The organism is Massilia sp. CT11-137 (assembly GCF_047302885.1).
Classification (GTDB): Bacteria; Pseudomonadota; Gammaproteobacteria; order Burkholderiales; family Burkholderiaceae_D; genus Telluria; species Telluria orientalis.
The window spans coordinates 2,328,868-2,345,401 of the sequence record NZ_JBKYMP010000001.1 but is presented as its reverse complement, the minus strand read 5'-3'; the positions used below and the strand labels follow the sequence as shown (position 1 = coordinate 2,345,401).

Annotated in this window: 15 protein-coding genes; all 15 read right to left on the bottom strand. The window is 65.8% G+C overall.

The genetic code is table 11. The features are described 5' to 3' along the window. Positions 1-21: 21 nt before the first annotated feature. A complete protein-coding gene (locus ACEN98_RS10550; RefSeq protein ID WP_413342888.1) occupies positions 22-564 on the bottom strand; it encodes a phosphoribosyltransferase in 543 nt (180 codons plus the stop codon). A gap of 91 nt (positions 565-655) precedes the next feature. Next, entirely contained in the window at positions 656-1,969 is a 1,314-nt protein-coding gene (locus ACEN98_RS10545; RefSeq protein WP_371768021.1) for an adenylosuccinate synthase, read from the bottom strand. Then, the gene (locus ACEN98_RS10540; RefSeq protein WP_413384109.1) at positions 1,969-3,123 is read right to left on the bottom strand and encodes an ATP phosphoribosyltransferase regulatory subunit; all 1,155 of its coding nucleotides are present in this window, start codon (positions 3,121-3,123) and stop codon (positions 1,969-1,971) included. The genes ACEN98_RS10545 and ACEN98_RS10540 overlap by 1 nt, the downstream gene beginning before the upstream one ends. 241 nt (positions 3,124-3,364) lie before the next feature. After that, positions 3,365-4,243, bottom strand: a complete 879-nt coding sequence (gene hflC, locus ACEN98_RS10535) for a protease modulator HflC (protein ID WP_413384107.1) — start codon at positions 4,241-4,243, stop codon at positions 3,365-3,367. After that, entirely contained in the window at positions 4,243-5,619 is a 1,377-nt protein-coding gene (gene hflK / locus ACEN98_RS10530) for an FtsH protease activity modulator HflK (RefSeq protein ID WP_413384105.1), read from the bottom strand. Before hflK ends, hflC begins: the two co-directional genes overlap by 1 nt. Before the next feature lie 3 nt (positions 5,620-5,622). Then, complete coding sequence (hflX, locus tag ACEN98_RS10525; RefSeq protein WP_413341573.1) at positions 5,623-6,759, bottom strand: GTPase HflX; 1,137 nt, start codon at positions 6,757-6,759, stop codon at positions 5,623-5,625. Positions 6,760-6,788: 29 nt separating this feature from the next. Continuing rightward, complete coding sequence (gene hfq, locus ACEN98_RS10520) at positions 6,789-7,025, bottom strand: RNA chaperone Hfq (RefSeq protein ID WP_036168820.1); 237 nt, start codon at positions 7,023-7,025, stop codon at positions 6,789-6,791. 272 nt (positions 7,026-7,297) lie between these two features. Further along, on the bottom strand, positions 7,298-8,635 hold the full coding sequence (gene der, locus ACEN98_RS10515; RefSeq protein WP_413341570.1) for a ribosome biogenesis GTPase Der: 1,338 nt from the start codon (positions 8,633-8,635) through the stop codon (positions 7,298-7,300). Positions 8,636-8,641: 6 nt separating this feature from the next. After that, positions 8,642-9,787, bottom strand: a complete 1,146-nt coding sequence (gene bamB, locus ACEN98_RS10510) for an outer membrane protein assembly factor BamB (protein WP_413384102.1) — start codon at positions 9,785-9,787, stop codon at positions 8,642-8,644. A 120-nt stretch (positions 9,788-9,907) separates the two neighbouring features. Next, complete coding sequence (locus ACEN98_RS10505; RefSeq protein ID WP_413384100.1) at positions 9,908-10,555, bottom strand: YfgM family protein; 648 nt, start codon at positions 10,553-10,555, stop codon at positions 9,908-9,910. A gap of 92 nt (positions 10,556-10,647) precedes the next feature. Then, positions 10,648-11,994, bottom strand: coding sequence for a histidine--tRNA ligase (gene hisS, locus ACEN98_RS10500; protein ID WP_413384098.1), 1,347 nt, complete (start codon positions 11,992-11,994; stop codon positions 10,648-10,650). 99 nt (positions 11,995-12,093) lie between these two features. After that, on the bottom strand, positions 12,094-13,377 hold the full coding sequence (ispG, locus tag ACEN98_RS10495) for a flavodoxin-dependent (E)-4-hydroxy-3-methylbut-2-enyl-diphosphate synthase (RefSeq protein WP_413384096.1): 1,284 nt from the start codon (positions 13,375-13,377) through the stop codon (positions 12,094-12,096). Positions 13,378-13,393: 16 nt separating this feature from the next. Further along, positions 13,394-14,431, bottom strand: a complete 1,038-nt coding sequence (locus ACEN98_RS10490; protein WP_413384094.1) for a helix-turn-helix domain-containing protein — start codon at positions 14,429-14,431, stop codon at positions 13,394-13,396. A gap of 10 nt (positions 14,432-14,441) precedes the next feature. Next, on the bottom strand, positions 14,442-15,251 hold the full coding sequence (pilW, locus tag ACEN98_RS10485) for a type IV pilus biogenesis/stability protein PilW (RefSeq protein ID WP_413384092.1): 810 nt from the start codon (positions 15,249-15,251) through the stop codon (positions 14,442-14,444). After that, positions 15,251-16,423 (bottom strand): 23S rRNA (adenine(2503)-C(2))-methyltransferase RlmN, encoded by a 1,173-nt coding sequence (rlmN, locus tag ACEN98_RS10480; RefSeq protein ID WP_156404002.1) that lies wholly within the window; start codon positions 16,421-16,423, stop codon positions 15,251-15,253. Before rlmN ends, pilW begins: the two co-directional genes overlap by 1 nt. Between the last annotated feature and the right edge of the window lie 111 nt (positions 16,424-16,534).

Below are 16,534 nucleotides of genomic sequence, written 5' to 3'. Positions count from 1 at the left end.
TTGTTTTCGCATCTGCGTGAATCAGTTCTGCTCGAACTTCTTCAGCCACGACGACAGCTGGTGCGGACGCAGCCCGTCGTAATCCTCGAACGGCTGGTGGATCCACGGATTGTGCGGCAGGTCGACCAGGTGGTAATCCGGCTTGATCGACGACGTGCCCTTGACCCAGATGACGGCCGAACGCACTTCCGTGACGTCCTGGTAGTTCTCCTGCAGGTGCTCGCGCACGCGCATCAGGGTGACGCCCGAATCGGCCAGGTCGTCGACCAGCAGGATGCGGCCGGCCAGCGGGCCCTTGGTCATCGTCATGTACTTGGCGATGTCCAGGTCGCCCTGCTTCGTGCCCGCTTCTTCGCGGTACGAGCTGGTCGACAGGATCGCCAGCGGCACGTCGAAGATGCGCGAGATCGCGTCGCCCGGGCGCACGCCGCCGCGCGCGAGGCACAGCACCATGTCGAACTTCCAGTTCGATTCGTACACCTTGAGCGCCAGGCGCTCGATCAGGCGGTTGTATTCATCCCAGGAGACCCACAGGTCCTTGTCGGTCGAGGAAGGCGTCGTCATTTGGATTATCCTAGTTTTTGCTTATGGCTAACTTCTGCTTGTGGCTGGTGTCCCCGCCCCACGGGTGGCGCGGCGGGGACGATGTTTCATATCAGGCTGCGAACGGGTGGCGCAGCACGATGGTTTCTTCGCGATCCGGACCGGTCGACACCATGTCCACCGGCACGCCGACCAGTTCTTCGATGCGCTTGATGTAGGCACGCGCGTTGGCCGGCAGCTCGTCCATCGACTTCGCGCCGACGGTGGTGCCCGTCCAGCCCGGCATCTCTTCGTACACCGGCACGCAGGCCGCGGCTTCTTCCGCGCCGACCGGGAAGATGTCCACGTCGCGGCCGTCGATCTTGTAGCCGGTGCACAGCTTCAGCGTGTCCAGGCCGTCCAGCACGTCCAGCTTGGTCAGGCACATGCCCGACACGCCGTTGATCTGCACGGAGCGGCGCAGCAGCGCGGCGTCGAACCAGCCGCAGCGGCGGGCGCGGCCCGTCACGGTGCCGAACTCGTGGCCGATGCGCGACAGGTGTTCGCCCACACCGGCATCCGTCGGCAGTTCCGACGGGAACGGGCCCGAACCCACGCGGGTCGTGTAGGCCTTGGTGATGCCCATGATGTAGTGCAGCATGCCCGGACCGACGCCCGAACCGGCGGCGGCGTTGCCGGCCACGCAATTCGACGAGGTGACGAACGGGTACGTGCCGTGGTCGACGTCCAGCAGCGAGCCTTGCGCGCCTTCGAACAGCAGGTGGCCGCCGGCGTTGTGCGTCGCGTACAGCGCGGACGACACGTCGCCGACCATCGGACGCAGGCGCGGCACGAGGGCCATCGCGTCGTCGTACACCTTCTGGAAGTCAAGCGCCTGGCCGCCCAGGAAACCGGTCAGCACGAAGTTGTGGTATTCCAGGTTCTCGCGCAGCTTCTCGGCAAAGCGGGTTTCGTTCAGCAGGTCGGCGATGCGGATCGCGCGGCGCGCGACCTTGTCTTCGTAGGCCGGGCCGATGCCCTTGCCCGTCGTGCCGATCTTGTTGACGCCGCGTTTGGCTTCGCGGGCGACGTCGATGGCGACGTGGTACGGCAAGATGACCGGGCAGGCTTCCGAGATCTTCAGGCGCGACGCGACTTCCACGCCGGCCGCTTCCAGCTTGTCGATCTCGCGCATCACGTCCGGTACGGAGACGACGACGCCGTTGCCGATATAGCAGGCCACGCCTTCGCGCATGATGCCCGACGGGATCAGTTGCAGCGCGGTCTTCTGGCCCTTGATCACCAGCGTGTGGCCGGCATTGTGGCCGCCCTGGAAACGCACCACGCCGGCGGCATGGTCGGTCAGCCAGTCGACGATCTTACCCTTGCCTTCATCGCCCCACTGGGTGCCGATGACAACGACGTTCTTAGCAGTATTTGACATCATTAACCTAAGTTTTTGAGAATCCAATTTCCTTGTTCGAGGACGAGCACACGGTCGCACTCGAACTCGTCCTGTACATTGTCGTGACCCGGCATGGACTGGATCACCACTTCGCCCGCTTTGCGCAGTTCAGCGATTTTTTCGCGCAGCTCGGGCGCGTTGCCCCAGGGGGCACGAATGGAGTGCTTGCGCTCGGCCGTCGGCAGCAGCCGGGCCAGTTCGCGCAGGTCGAGCGAGAAGCCCGTGGCCGGACGCGCGCGGCCGAAGGCTTCGCCCACGTGGTCGTAGCGCCCGCCCCTGGCCACCGCGTTCGGCAGGCCCGGCACGTACAGCGCGAACATGGCGCCGCTTTCGTACTGGTAGCCGCGCAGGTCGGCGAGGTCGATCGCGATCTGGGCGCGGCCCAGCGCGGAACCGGCCAGCGCGGCGAGTTCCGCCAGCGCGCGGGCGATCCCCGGCAGCGCCGGCAGCACATCCTTGGCGCGGGCCAGCACGTCGATGTCGCCGTACAGGTTCGGCAGCGCCAGCAGCGCGGCGCGGGTTTGTTCGTTGTAGCTTACCGTTGCCTCTTCCAGGCCCGGGACGTCCTTCGAGCGCAGCAGCGAGTACAGCAGCTGCTCGTCGCGCTTGGCGGCGGCATCCTCGGCGAGGATCGCGCGCAGCACGCCGACGTGCGACAGGTCCAGGCGCGGCTGTTCGAAGCCGGCCAGCGCGAGCGACGCCAGCGCCAGTTCCTGGATCTCCGCGTCCGCTTCGAGGCCGGCGTGGCCATAGATCTCGGCGCCGATCTGCAGCGGCTCGCGGGTCGCGTGCAGGCCGGACGGCTGCGTGTGCAGCACGCTGCCGGCATAGCACAGGCGGGTGACGGTGTCGCGGTTCAGCAGGTGGGCGTCGATGCGGGCGACCTGCGTCGTCATGTCGGCGCGCAGGCCGAGCAGGCGGCCGCTCATCGAATCGACGAGCTTGAAGGTGCGGAAATCGGTGTCCTGTCCGGCGCCGGCCAGCAGCGAATCGACGTATTCGAGCAGCGGCGGCATCACGAGTTCGTAGCCGTAGGTACGGAAGGTGTCGAGCATCAGGCGGCGCAGCTCTTCGATCTTGCGCGCTTCGGACGGCAGGACGTCGGCGATATTCTCGGGCAGGAGCCAGGTGGGCATGGGCAAAGCGGGTCGGGTTATTAAAAGTCGGACAACATTCGGGCAGCATGAACGCGGCTTTGCACGCGTTCATTCCGCCGAATCGACGATTTTAACCGAAAACGCCGGGCGGTTGGCGATGAAACGAATGCCAACGTTGCCGATACTCCACGTGACCGTGACGCGTGGGCACGGGGTGCCCACCCAACGGCACCATGGATTCGTAGGGTGGGCACCCCGTGCCCACCGATTGCGGCAGCGATTATTTTCCGGCGCCCGGGCCCTTGAAATACTTGAGGAACTCGGAACTGGAATCCAGCACGATCACGTCGTTGCGGCCCTTGAACGTGGCCTTGTACGCTTCCATCGAGCGGTAGAACCGGTAGAACTCCGGGTTCTTGCCGAACGACTGGGCATAGATCTGCGACGCCTGCGCATCGCCTTCTCCCTTGATCGTCTCGGCGTCGCGCTGGGCGTCGGCGAGGATCACGCTGCGCTGGCGCTCGGCGTCGGCACGGATCGTCTCCGCCTCGGCCACGCCCGTCGCGCGCAGTTCGTTCGCCACGCGCACGCGGTCGGCCTTCATGCGTTCGTACACGGCATTGTTGACCTGGTCGATGAAGTCGATGCGCTTCAGGTGCACGTCGACGACTTCCACGCCGAGGTCTTTCGCTTCCGGGGCCAGGTCGGCGCGCACGGCATTCGCCACGTCCGTGCGCTTGCCGCCCGTCAGCACGTCGGCCAGGCTGCGCTTGCCGATCTCGGCCGTGAGCGCATTGCGCACGAGCTGGTTCAGGCGCTCGCCGCCGCGGTCGGCGTTGCTGCCGATGGCGATCACGTACTGGCGCGGATTCACGATGCGCCATTTCACGAACGCATCGACGAGCAGGTCCTTCTTTTCCGCCGTCAGGAAGCGCTCGCCGTCGGGCGTGTCGAGCGTCTGCAGGCGTTTATCGAGGAAGACGACGTTCTGGAACGGCGGCGGCGCCTTGATGTTCAGGCCCGGTTCCTGGATGACCTCGCGCAGTTCGCCGAGCGCGTACACGACGGCGTAACGGTGCTGGTCGACGACGAACACGGACGACGACACGAGCGCCACCGCGATGGCGGCGCCGATCAGGATGGCTAACAGACGGCTCATCAGCGGCTCTCCCGTTCGCGGCCGGTGTCGCGGCTGCGCAGGTCGCGCGTGCGGTTCGATTCGCCGGCCGAGACTTCCGTCTGCGGCTGCGGCTGCGGCTGCGCCAGGGCCGGTGCCGGCTGCTGCGCCGGGTTCTGCTGCGGTGCCATCATCGGACCGGAATTGGCGCCGCGCGCCGCCTCGTTGGCCGTCGACTGGGCCAGCAGGCGGTCGAGCGGCAGGTAGATCGTGTTGTTGCCGCTCTTGGCGTCGATCATGACCTTGCTGGTGCTGGAAAGAATTTGCTGCATCGTCTCGATATACATGCGGTCGCGCGTGACGGCCGGGGCTTTCGCATACTCGGCCACGATCTTGTCGAAGCGCGCGGCGTTGCCGGTGGCGACGCTCACCACGCTGGCGCGGTACGCTTCGGCATCCTGCAGCAGGCGGGCGGCCTTGCCCTTCGCCTGCGGGATGACCTCGTCGGCAAACGCCTGCGCTTCGCTGCGCGCACGGACACGCTCCTCCTGCGCCTTGCCGGCGTCCTCGAACGCGGCGGCGACCTGGTCGGGCGGCTGCACGGACTGCATCGTCACGCCGACGATCTCCGCGCCCATCTTGTAGCGGTCGGCCAGGCGCTGGATCGCTTCGCGCGCTTCCGCCGCCAGCTTGTCGCGGCCCGTGTACAGGACGGTGTCCATCTTGTGCTGGCCGACGAGTTCGCGCACGACGGTCTCGGCCGAGTCACGGATGGTCTCGACCTGGTCGCGGTTGTTGAACACCCACGCGACCGGGTCCTTGATCTTGTACTGCACGGAGAACTGGACGTCGACGATGTTCTCGTCGCCCGTCAGCATCAGCGCTTCGCTCGGCTGCTTGTTGCGCACATTGGCGCGGTAGCCGATCTCGGTCGTCTGCACTTGCGCCGTGTTGACGGTCTCGTGCGACTGGAACGGCGCGGGCCAGCGCCAGTTGAAGCCGGCGCCCGTCACGTGCGACAGCCGGCCGAACGTCGTGACGATGCCGACCTGCCCTTCCTGCACGATGAACGCGCCGCTGGCGAGCCAGATCAGGAGGGCGATGGCGCCGACGACGGTGGCCGTGAGGCCGACGCCGCGCGCGTCCGGACGAAACGGACCGCCGTCGCCGCCGCGCTTGCCGCCGAACAGCTTGTTGAGGCGCTGGTTGAAATCGCGCCACAGCTGGTCGAGGTCGGGCGGACCGTCGTTGTCGTTCTTGTTGTTATTGTTCGGGCGGCGGCCCTCGTTCGACTTGGGGTTGTGGCCCCAGCGCGGATCGTTCAGCGAGAACACGGGAACGCCGGCCTTGCCCGCGCCGGCGTGACGACCGGTCGGCGCGAGCCGCGCGCCGATCCGTTTGATCAGAGAAACAAGCATAGACTAGTGTGGTCCGGGATGGGGAGTCGCGGGCATGAGGTCGGGGTGCTCGTCGACAACCGGCACAACGGCCGGGCTGCCGGCCGCCTCGACGATCGCGTCGCGCAGCAGATCGAGGCCGGCGCCGCTCCGGGCGCTGATGAAAACGCGGCTGATCTTACCATATTCATCACGCTCGATCTCCGGCTCGAGGCCGGCCGCATCGATCTTGTTCCAGACCAGGATTTGCGGGATATGGTCGGCGCCGATCTCGCGCAGGACCTCGTTGACCTGCTCGATCTGCTCCATCCGCACGGGAGAAGCACCGTCGACGACGTGCAGCAGCAGGTCGGCGTGGATGGTTTCTTCCAGCGTGGCGCGGAAAGCGGCGACCAGCTGGTGCGGCAGTTCGCGCACGAATCCGACGGTATCGGACACGACCACGTTGCCGGTATCCGGACCGAGGTACAGGCGGCGCGACGTCGTGTCGAGCGTTGCGAACAGCTGGTTCGCGACGTACACCCCGGCCTTCGTCAGGGTGTTGAACAGGGTCGACTTGCCGGCGTTGGTATAGCCGACGAGCGACACGGAAAAAGTCTGGTTGCGCCCGCGCGAACGGCGCTGGGTCTCGTGCTGCTTGCGCAGCTTGGTGAGACGGGTGCGCAGCATCTTGACGCGCTCGCCGATGAGGCGGCGGTCGGTCTCGAGCTGGGTTTCACCGGGACCGCGCAGGCCGATACCGCCCTTCTGGCGTTCCAGGTGGGTCCAGCCGCGGATCAGGCGCGTGGCCAGGTGCTGCAGCTGGGCCAGTTCGACCTGCAGCTTGCCCTCGTGGCTCTGCGCGCGCTGCGCGAAGATGTCGAGGATCAGGCTGGTACGGTCGACCACGCGCACATTGAGCCGCCGCTCCAGGTTACGCTGCTGGGCGGGCGACAGGGCGTGGTTGAAAATGACGATCTCGACCTTGTCGGCGAGAACGGCCTGCGCGATTTCGTCGGCCTTGCCGCTGCCGACGAAATACGCAGGATCGGGACTGTTGCGCTTCGCGGTGATCGTGCTGATCGGTTCGGCCCCAGCCGAACGCGCCAGCAGGGCCAGTTCTTCCAGGCTGGCTTTGAAATCGCCAGCGTTGAAATCGATACCGACCAGGGCGGCGCGCATGGTGTTGCCGGAAACGTCAGCCATCGACCTCACTCGGCGTCTTGTTCGAGGTTGAGATTGACCGCACGGGCCGGAACGACGGTAGAGATCGCATGCTTGTACACCATTTGGGTGACGGTGTTACGCAGGAGGACGACGTACTGGTCGAAGGACTCGATGTGGCCCTGAAGCTTGATCCCGTTGACCAGGTAGATCGAGACGGGGACGTGCTCTTTGCGCAAGGCGTTGAGGAATGGGTCTTGTAACAGTTGCCCTTTGTTGCTCATGACAGCTCCGTGATGTTGTTGTCGTATAAAAATTGTGGCGGGATGCCGGATTTCAAGTGGCTGCGCCAACATTCTCAAGCTGTGAATGTTCGCCCAAGCTAACTGTAACCTGTTTTGCTCTTTTTTGTCGTACTGCTATGGTTAAACCTGGCTTAAAACCCGCGCGGAAAACATTTACCGCAAATGGGTTACGCACGTTGGGTGGGCACCCCGCGCCCACGCGTGACGTTCGCATTCCGTTGGCGTTACGCGTGGGCGGAGGGCCGCCCACCCTACTCCTTGGCGAACGGATTCTTGCCGCTCTTGAGCTCGATGCGCAGCGGCGTGCCAATGAGATCGAACGTATCGCGGAAATGCTTTTCCAGGTAACGCTTGTACGGTTCCGTGACGCCATCCAGCGCATTGCCGTGGATGACGATGATCGGCGGGTTCTGGCCGCCCTGGTGCGCGTAACGCATCTTCGGGCGCGTGCTGCCCTTGCGCTTCGGCTCCTGCTTCTCGATCGCTTCCTGCAGCGCGCGCGTCAGGCGCGGCGTGGACAGCTTCGCGGTCGCCGCGGCGTACGCCGTGTCGATCGCCTTCATCAGGTGGTTGATGCCGGTGCCCTTCAGCGCCGAGATGAATTTCGTCTCCGCGAAGTCGAGGAAGTTCAGCTTGCGGTCGATGTCGTTCTTGACCTGGTCGCGCACGTCGGACGTCAGGCCGTCCCACTTGTTGACGGCGACGACGAGCGCGCGGCCCGTCTCCAGGATGAAGCCGGCGATGTGCGCGTCCTGCTCGGAGATGTCCTGCTGCGCGTCCAGCATCAGCACGACGACGTTCGCTTCCGAGATCGACTGCAGCGTCTTCACGACCGAGAACTTCTCGATGGCCTCGAACACCTTGCCGCGGCGGCGGATGCCGGCCGTGTCGATCAGCGTGTAGTGCTTGCCGCCTTTTTCGAACGGGACTTCGATCGAGTCGCGCGTGGTGCCCGGCATGTCGAACGCGATCACGCGCTGCTCGCCGACGAGGGTGTTGATCAGCGTGGACTTGCCGACGTTCGGACGGCCGACCAGCGCGATCTTGACGCCGTAGTCGGCCGGATCGAACTCCTCGGCTTCCTCCGGACGCTGCTGGACGGCGACGTCGATGGCCTCGTTGACGAGGTCCAGCACGCCGTCGCCGTGGGCGGCGGAGATCACGTACGGATCGCCCATGCCCAGCTCATAGAAGTCGGCGGTGACGGACGTGTACTTCATGCCCTCGCTCTTGTTCACGACGAGCATGACCTTGCGGCCCGACTTGCGCAGGAAGTCCGTGATGGTCTTGTCGTGCGGCGTGAGGCCCTGGCGGCCGTCCACGATGAACATGACGATATCGGCCTCGGCGACGGCCTGGCGCGTCTGCAGCGCCATCTCGTGCATGATGCCTTCCTTGGCGACCGGCTCGAAACCGCCGGTATCGATGACCAGGAACGGACGTTCGCCCATGCGCCCTTCGCCGTAGTGGCGGTCGCGCGTCAGGCCGGGCAAGTCCGCCACCAGCGCGTCGCGCGAGCGGGTCATGCGGTTGAATAAGGTCGACTTTCCGACGTTGGGACGACCTACGAGTGCGATTACCGGCTTCATTGAATCTTATTCGACCGCGATGGCGGTCACGGTTCCATTTTGTGTTTGAAAAATCAGGTTCGAACCGACGACCAGCGGCGTGGATTCGATGGCGCTGCCGTCCGTGGCGGCGCGGGACAGGAACGAGCCGTCCTCGCGCGACAGGAAGTGCACGTAACCCTGGTAGTCGCCGACGGCGACGGCACGGCCGTACGACACCGGCGTGGACAGGCGGCGGTAGGCCAGCTTGTCGTTCTTCCACGCGCTCGTGCCGCTGTCGCGGTTGTACGCGTAGAGGGCGCCCTTGTCGTCCGGGACGAAGACGAAGCGCTGGTCCGCGGCGACGCCGACTTCCGACGACAGGTCGCGGGTCCAGCGCGGGCTGCCCGTGGCCAGGTCGAAGCAGCCGACGCGGCCCTGGTACGACACGGCGCACACGTCGTTGTCGATGACGACCGGCGTGCCGCCCATGTCGGTGACGCGCTCCAGTTCCGTCGCGCCGCGGGCGACGCCGACCTCGATCTCCCAGCGCGGCGCGCCGGTGGCGAGGATCAGCGACATCAGCTTGCCGCCCGGCTGTGCAACCAGCACGTCCTTGTCGTGGATGACCATGCCCGGCGCGAGGCGCAGCGTGAGCGCCGGTGCGTTGCGCTGCACGGTCCACTTCTTCTGGCCCGTCTTCGCGTCGTAGCCGACGATGCGGTTGTCGATGCTGCGCGCGACGACGATGCCCTGGCCCACGACCGGCGACGACAGGATCTCGGAAGACAGCTGGGCATCCCACAGCTTCTTGCCGTCCATGTCGAATGCCAGCAGCGTGCCTTTGGCGCCGCCCAGCACGATGACGCTGCCGTCCGTGCCGACGCCCGCCGTCAGGTCGATGCCGGCCTTCGTGCGCCAGATCTGGCGGCCGGTGGCCGCTTCCGCGCGCACGATGGTGCCGTCGCCCCCGGCCGCGATGATGGTGTTGTCGGCGACGGCGGGCGAGAACATATAGCTCTGCGACTTGCCGACTTCCAGCTTCCACGCCGTGCGCACGGCCATCGAACCTTTCAGGTCGACCAGTGGCGTGGGCTGGTTGCCCTTCGGTTTGGACGCGAACGGATTGAGCGAGGAGCAGCCCGCCATCAGGGCGAACATACCGACACCAACGAGCTTCCGGGTAATACGCATGTCTTATTTACCTTGTTATTTAAAAATACGTCGTCCCCGCGAAGGCGGGGATCCAATTTTTGCTTGCGTTACGGCGACGCTTGCAAACTTGGGTTCCCGCCTGCGCGGGAACGACGGTCTTCAGGCTGCTTTCGGTGCCGGCGCGCCGCCAATGGCATCCAGCTTGACCTGCACGACCTGGCGGCCCGGATGGTTCTTCTCCATCTTGTCGAGCGCCGCCTGGTACGCCGCGCGGGCTTCCGCCAGCTTGTTCTGCGCGACGAGGACGTCGCCCTTGCGGTCCTGCACCTCGGCCGCGAACTGCGCCGGGAACTCGCCGTTCAGCAGCGCCAGCGCCTGGTCGAACGCTTTCTCGTCCAGCAGCACGCCGGACAGGCGCAGCTTCGCGATCGCCTTGTACTCGTCGTCGCCATGGTCGACCGCCCATTGCAACTGGGCCTTCGCGGTTTTCAGGTCGTTCGCGTCGAACGCGGCCTTGGCGGCGGCCAGCGCGGCCATCGGCGCATAGGCGGTCGAGCCGAACTTGTTCTCGATGTCGCCCGTGATGCGCTGGACCTTGGCCGCATCCTTCGCTGCGATCGCTTCGGTCAGGCCGTCATACAGGCCGGACGCTTCCGCGGCCTGCGAGCGCTGGTGCGAGCCCCAGAAGTTCCAGGCGGCGTAGCCCCCCAGCGCGATGATCAGCACCCAGGTGATCAGGTTGCCAAAGCGGTCCCAGAAGGCCTTGAAATTGGCTATCTGTTCTTGTTCTTCGAGATCGTATGCCATGGACGTTCGTCTTCTTCGTTATCGTGTGTTGGGAAGTTCCCGCGCGTCTGCGCGGGTTCGGGAAGTTTCCGCGTGTCTGCGCGGGTTCGTAATTATGGATGGTAGTGCACGTGGTCGTGATCGTGGTCGTGGTCGTGGCCACCGACGATCTGGTCGACGATGAAGTCGACGGCTTCGTCGAACGGCACGCTCGTCTGCTGCTGGCCGCCTTCGCTGTCACGCAGGGATTTCACGGCGACGACGCCGTTGTTGACCTCGTCCTCGCCGATGATCACGGCGAACGCGGCGCCGGAACCGTCGGCCTTCTTCATCTGGCTCTTGAAGCTGCCCGCGCCGGCCGGGGTGGCGCAGTGCAGGACGACGTCCAGGCCCGCGTCGCGGATGCGCTCGCCGAGGATGAACGCCTTCATCTGCGCGTCTTCCCCCTGGTGCACGAGGTAGACGTCGCACTGGGCCGGCTCGGCCGGTTCGCCCTGCGCCTTCATCAGCTCGATCAGGCGCTCGATGCCCATCGCGAAGCCGATGCCCGGCGTCGGCTTGCCGCCGAACGTCTCGATCAGCGGATCGTAGCGGCCGCCGGCGCACACGGTGCCCTGCGCGCCCAGCATGTCCGTGACCCACTCGAACACGGTGCGGTTGTAGTAATCGAGGCCGCGCACGAGACGCGGGTTGACCGTGTACTGGACGTTGTTCGCGTCGAGGATCTGCTTCAGGCCCTCGAAGTGCGCGAGCGATTCGCCGCCCAGGTAGTCCAGCAGCTTCGGCGCGTTGTTGACGAGGTCCTGCATCGCCGGGTTCTTCGTGTCCAGGATGCGCAGCGGGTTCGCGTGCAGGCGGCGCTTGGCTTCGGCGTCGAGGGCGTCGATGTTCGCTTCGAAGTAGGCGATCAGGTCGGCGCGGTGGCGCTGGCGCTCTTCCGCGTTGCCGATCGAGTTCAGTTCGAGGCGGATGTTGTCGAGGCCCAGGTCGTCCCACAGGCGGCGGCACAGCATGATCAGTTCCGCGTCGATGTCCGGGCCGGAGAAGCCGATGGCTTCCGCGCCGAACTGGAAGAACTGGCGGTAGCGGCCGCGCTGCGGACGCTCGTGGCGGAACATCGGGCCCTTGTACCACAGGCGCTTCGGACCGTCGTAGGCCAGGTTGTGCTCGATGACGGCGCGCACGACGCCGGCCGTGCCTTCCGGACGCAGGGTCAGCTGGTCGCCGTTCATCGAATCGGTGAAGGAATACATCTCCTTCTCGACGATGTCGGTGACGGCGCCGATGGCGCGCGCGAACAGGCCGGTTTCCTCGACGATCGGGGTGACGATCTTCTGGTAGCCGTAGCTCTTCAGCACGGATTCCGCGGTGTTTTCGAACAGTTCCCACAGCGGCGCGTCGGCCGGCAGGATGTCGTTCATGCCTTTGATGGCGACGATTTTCTCTTTTTTGTCAGACATATGCTTGTGCTTTCCATGCGTAGGGTGGGCTCCCCGAGCCCACGCGTGACGGTTGCGTCATGTCGGCTTTTGCTTGGGCACGGGGTGCCCACCCTACGTTCAAACCGCTGTTTCGGCTGCTTTGCCGTAATTCTTCTGTACGTAATCGAGCACGATCGTCTTGAACTCATCCACGATCCGCTCGCCCCGCAGTGTAGCGACCTTTTGCCCATCCACAAAGACCGGGGCCGCCGGCGATTCGCCCGTGCCCGGCAGCGAGATGCCGATGTTCGCGTGCTTCGACTCGCCCGGCCCGTTCACGATGCAGCCCATCACGGCCACGTTCATCGCCTCGACGCCCGGGTAGGTCTTCTTCCATTCCGGCATCTGCTCGCGCAGGAAGGTCTGGATGTTGTCGGCCAGTTCCTGGAACACGGTCGACGTCGTGCGGCCGCAGCCCGGGCACGCGATCACCATCGGCGTGAACTTGCGGAGGCCCATCGTCTGCAGGATTTCCTGGCCGACGACCACTTCCTTCGTGCGGTCGCCGCCCGGTTCCGGCGTCAGCGAGATGCGGATCGTGTCGCCGATCCCTTCCTGCAGCAGCACGGACAGCGCAGCCGTCGACGCGACGATGCCCTTGCTGCCCATGCCCGCTTCCGTCAGGCCCAGGTGCAGCGCATAGTCGCAGCGCTTTGCGAGTTCGCGGTAGACGGCGATCAGGTCCTGCACGCCCGACACCTTGCACGACAGGACGATCTGGTCGCGCCGCATACCAATTTCTTCGGCGCGCTGCGCGTTCTCGATCGCCGACGTGATCAGCGCTTCATACATCACCGACTGCGCGCTCCACGGCTGGGCGCGGGCGGCGTTCTCGTCCATGATGCGGGCGAGCAGCGCCTGGTCGAGGCTGCCCCAGTTGACGCCGATGCGCACCGGCTTGTCGTAGCGGATCGCGGTTTCGATCATCTGGGCGAACTGGGTGTCGCGCTTGGCGCCCTGCCCCACGTTACCGGGATTGATGCGGTATTTCGACAGCGCCTGCGCGCACTCGGGATAATCGCGCAGCAGCAGGTGGCCATTGTAGTGGAAGTCGCCGACGAGGGGGACGTCGACGTCCATCCTGTCGAGCTGTTCGCGGATCGCCGGCACGGCGGCCGCCGCTTCCGGCGTGTTCACGGTGATGCGCACGATCTCGGAACCGGCACGCGCCAGTTCCTTGACCTGGATGGCGGTGCCGATCACGTCGGCCGTGTCCGTGTTCGTCATCGACTGCACGACGACCGGGGCATCGCCACCGACGATCACCTTGCGCGCGCCATGCCGTACGACCACGCCGCGGCTGGCGCGGCGCGCCAGCGGGCCGGAACCGATCGGGTCGTTGGCGTTGTTCGAAAAAGTCATCTCGTTGCTTCCGTTCTTACTGCAAATTCACGCGGGAGATCGTCTTGCCCGGCACTTGCGGCAGGGCGACTGCCGTGCCGCGCAGCGTGGCCGTGACGCCGCCCGGATTGCCGACCGTGACGCGCACCGGCTGGTCGACGCTGACCGTCTCCGTGCTGCCGCCCTTGACGAGGCGCGAGAACAGCGGCGCGCCGCCCTTGGCCGGACGGACTTCGATCCACGAATCCTCGCGCACGTTCAGCACGAGGGCGTTGGCGCCGGCGGCGGCTGGCGTCGGCGCAGCCTGCGCGGTCGCCGCCGCCGCGGCCGGCGTCGGTGTTGCAGGCGACGTGGCGCCCGGCGCCGCGGCCGGTGCCGCGGGAACAGTCGTCGGCGGCGCGCCGGTCGCGGTCGTACCCGGCACATTGACGACGGCACCCGGTGCGGCAGTCGTTGCCGGCGCCGATGCGCTCGCGCTCGGACCCGGCACGGAAATCAGCGGCACGGCCGGATTCTGCAGGGCCTCGACGGAGCTGCCGTTGGCGGCCTCGGTCGAGGCACCGGTCGAGGCCGGCGTGACCACGGTGGTACCCGTTTCGGCGTGCTGGCTGCCCGGCACGAAGCCGAAGTGCCACGCCGCGGCAGCGGCAGCCACGACGACCACGACGGCGCCCGCGATCATCCCCAGCGGCAGGGACGAACGCTTGCCATGGCTCGGGAATTTCGATTGGGAGAACGAGGTCGGCGTCGGCCGGCGGTTCGCCGTGACGGCGCTCGTATCGGGCGCGGGCTCGGTCTCCATGGCGATCTGGGCCACCAGCGGCGCCGGATCGACCTTCACCAGCTTGGCGTAGGCCCGCACGAACCCACGGGTCACGGCCGGACTCGGCAGGGACGCGTAATCGCCCGCCTCCAGGGCGATGACCTGGCGCACCGCCAGTTTCAACTGGTCGGCCACCTGCTCGACCGACCACCCCATCGCCTCGCGCTGCGCGGCCAGGACCCGGCCGGGAACACCGTGCACAGGCGGTTGGTTGTCGGGCGTCGCCGGCTGATCTGCACGCTCGGAACTCATTGTCGTTGTCTCACTCACTAAATGCACCGCGCTCGAAGGCCGCGTACTCGGGCGAACCGGGGAAGCGCTTGCGCAACTGCGCCGCCAGCGAAGCTTCCGTGGCCCGGTCGCCGAGCATGTGCTTGACCCGGATGGCCAGCCACAGCACGTCGGCCGACAGCGTGTCGAGCTTCGCTGTCTCCGTCAGGCGGTTAATGAAAAACCCGGCGCGGGTGACATCGCGCCGCTCGAAATACACCCGGGCCAGGCCGGCGCTCGTCGCCGGCAGGTCGGGATCGTAACGCAGGGCGTCGAGCAGATAGCGCTCGGCCGCGTCGACGTTCTTCATCTTCAGGCTGCAGTTACCTGCGTTCACCATGGCTTTGACCGGCGTCGCGTAATTTGGATTCTTCAGCGCCGCGTCAAAATAGCCCATGGCCTCCGCCGGCTTGCCGCCGGCGTCGCACAGGAACAGCCCGTAATTGTTCGACAGGTCCGGATTGCGCGGCGCCAGGCGCAGCGCGTGCCGGTAGTTCTCGTCGGCGAGACGGTTTTCGTTCATCGCCGTGTAGATCAGGGCGCGCACGCCGTACGCGTCCGCATCGTCCGGGTCCGCGGCAATGGCCTGCTTGACCTCGTCCAGCGCGATCTCGTACTTGCGCTCCTGGTAATAGCCCACCGCCAGTTGCAGGCGGATCTGGGCGCGTTTTTCCGCGGCCGTCTGGTCGGACAGCGTCTTGAGCTCATGCGGTTCGCCCGCCATGCCGCCATTGCCGGCGCATGCCGACAACAGCAACGGCACAGCGAGTGCGCAGGCGACGCGTCCCGACAGCCGCGCCATCAGGACGAGATCTCCACGATCTTGCCGAAGTTCGGGCCGAATTTCTGCTGGTATTCCGCCATCTTGCTCATGCGCTCGTTCACGCGGGTACGGTCCTTGACCTCGCCCGCCAGCTGGCCGCAGGCGGCGTCGATGTCGTCGCCGCGCGTCTTGCGGATCGTCGTGACGAGGCCGGCATCCATCAGCACCTGCGCGAACGCCTTGATGCGCGGGTTCTTCGAGCGCACGAGGCCGGATTCCGGGAACGGGTTGAACGGAATCAGGTTGAACTTGCACGACACGCCGACGACCGGGTCGTTGACGAGGGCGACCAGTTCGCGCGCATGCTCGTCCGTGTCGTTCACCCCGTCCAGCATGCAGTATTCGAACGTGATGAAGTCGCGCGGGGCAAATTCCAGGTAGCGCTTGCACGCGGCCATCAACTCGCGCAGCGGGTATTTCTTGTTCAGCGGCACGAGCATGTCGCGCAGCGGGTCGTTCGAACCGTGCAGCGACACGGCCAGCGCCACCGGGCATTCCTGCGACAGCTTGTCCATGTTCGGCACGACGCCCGACGTCGACACGGTCACGCGGCGGCGCGACAGGCCGTACGCATTATCGTCCAGCATCAATTTCAATGCGGTGACGGTCGGGTCGAAGTTCAGCAGCGGCTCGCCCATGCCCATCATGACGACGTTCGTGATCTGGCGCTCGCCTTTCGGCCCCGGCTCGATGCCCTTCGTGCGGCGCAGCTCGAACTCGGCCATCCACAGCTGGCCGATGATCTCGGACACGGAGAGGTTGCGGTTGAAGCCCTGCTTGCCCGTCGAGCAGAAGCGGCAGTTGACGGCGCAGCCGGCCTGCGTGGAGATGCACAGCGTGCCGCGCGTCTCTTCCGGAATGAACACGGTTTCGACTGCGTTGCCGTTGCCCACGTCGACGAGCCACTTGCGGGTGCCGTCGCTCGACGTGTGGTCGCTGATGATCGCCGGCGCACGCACTTCGGCGCGCGTCTTGAGCTTTTCGCGCAGCGACTTCGCCAGGTCGGTCATGTCGTCGAAATCGGCGACGCCGAACTGGTGGATCCAGCGCTGCAGCTGTTTCGCGCGGAACGGCTTCTCCCCCAACTCGGCGCAGTAAGCGACGAGCTGCGCGGGATCGAAGTCCAGCAAGTTGGTGAGAGTTGCCATGATTGAATCCTGTGCCTTCAAAATAAGTCCCGCCCGCCGGGCTCTTCGAGCATGGGCGAGCGGGATATTGCGATGTTAAATCAGCACGGGGCTGATCAACACAAAAAATTTGCT